Here is a 1,530-nt window from a genome sequence, read left to right on the forward strand (position 1 = left end):
CTGGCGCCCCGCCGCCGCATCTCTGCGCCGCCGGTAGAGGGGGTTCTAAGGTTAGACGCACAAACCCGCAAGCAGAAAATTACGAAAAGATCAGATTTCACGGAACATCAGCGTAAGGGACTGTTTATAAGGCAGTTCGATGAGCGTTAGCTGCTGGAGCAGGTCACCTGCCCCCTCAGAATTGCTATGCAATGGAATCTAACGGGGGTTAAACAAACCCGATTCAGCGCAGTTTTACCAAGACCCTGAGTCGGAATCACAATGAAGTGCCTTGATCGACTCGCTAACTGGTCTGAGAGGGAGCCGAACAAGAGGATGCGCCTGTACACGCCAGTCTGACCCGCGTGGCGTAGCCTGCATTGCTTTCACAAAAACCGAAACGCAAACAGCGAACGCGCCCTAGCGGAGCGCGATCCGAGAAGCACGCGCGTTCATCATCAGATCACTGGAAGGATGTGGCAGGGGCTGAGGGACTCGAACCCACGACCCTCGGTTTTGGAGACCGATGCTCTACCAACTGAGCTAAACCCCTATGCCGGGGGTCTGGGTAGTCGCAAACGGTCGCCGGATCAAGACAAGATCTGACCTTTCCGGCGATATTCTGCAATCAAGGGAACATTGCATGCCCGGCTCACGTTTTCCCGTCGAACCAAGCCCGAAATTGGAGGACGACCTATGACCATGAACAACCTCAGAGATGTCTATACCGACCAACTGCAAGACCTTTACTCGGCCTGCAAGCAATCGCTGGAGGCGACCAACGCCTTGGGGCGTGCGGCGGAAGATAAAGAACTGTCGGAAGCGCTGATTGATGGCAGCAATGGAATTTCCAAGGGCATGGATGTATTGAAATCCATCTGCGCCAAACATGATTTGGACCCAGATGCTGAGCATTGTTACGGCATGGAAGGTCTTGTGAAAGAGGCTCATAAACATGTGCTGGAGGAAGACTTTGGCGACAGCGATGCGCGCGATGCAATGATCATCACGCAATACCAGCGGATGGTGCATTACGCGTTGGCCGGATACGGCGGTGTGGTGGCTTTTGCCAACCGTCTGGGTGAGGATGAAGACGGTGCGCAACTTCAGCAGCAACTTGATCATACCTATGACGGTGATCGCCGAATGACTGAGATTGCGACAAGAGGTGGTGTGAACGCTGACGCGGCATAAGCACTATTGGCAGGAATTAACACGGGCCGGCTCAACACGAGCCGGCCTTTTTTATTCTTAGGGCTTTGACCAAGGCGAGAACCGCCTGCCCCCCTTATCATGGGATTGCCCAACAAATCCCCCCGCAAACGCAAAAGGCCGCAGCAAATGCTGCGGCCTTTCGAAAGTCTTACAAGTCAGGCCCAAAGGCCTACCCCATAATTACTCAGTGATCTTCGACACAACACCGGCGCCAACCGTACGGCCACCTTCGCGGATCGCAAAGCGCAGGCCGTTTTCCATGGCGATCGGTGCGATCAGCTCAACGCCGAAGGACACGTTGTCGCCAGGCATGACCATCTCGGTGCCTTCTGCCAG

General features: G+C 54.9%; 2 protein-coding genes and 1 tRNA gene. 1 reads left to right on the forward strand and 2 read right to left on the reverse strand.

What is annotated here, in order from left to right:
- Positions 1-456 precede the first annotated feature (456 nt).
- Positions 457-532: transfer RNA gene (locus tag BM229_RS17980), tRNA-Trp, on the reverse strand.
- Positions 533-675: 143 nt separating this feature from the next.
- On the opposite strand from BM229_RS17980, the gene BM229_RS17985 reads away from it, so the two are divergent.
- Positions 676-1,173: a DUF892 family protein gene (locus BM229_RS17985; RefSeq protein ID WP_093929012.1), complete on the forward strand. Its 498-nt coding sequence runs from the start codon at positions 676-678 to the stop codon at positions 1,171-1,173.
- Between the two features lie 201 nt (positions 1,174-1,374).
- On the opposite strand, the gene BM229_RS17990 is transcribed toward BM229_RS17985, so the two are convergent.
- The coding region (locus BM229_RS17990; protein ID WP_476755916.1) for an EF-Tu C-terminal domain-related protein at positions 1,375-1,530 on the reverse strand (156 nt) is incomplete at its 5' end.

The organism is Sulfitobacter dubius, assembly GCF_900113435.1.
Classification (GTDB): domain Bacteria; phylum Pseudomonadota; class Alphaproteobacteria; order Rhodobacterales; family Rhodobacteraceae; genus Sulfitobacter; species Sulfitobacter dubius.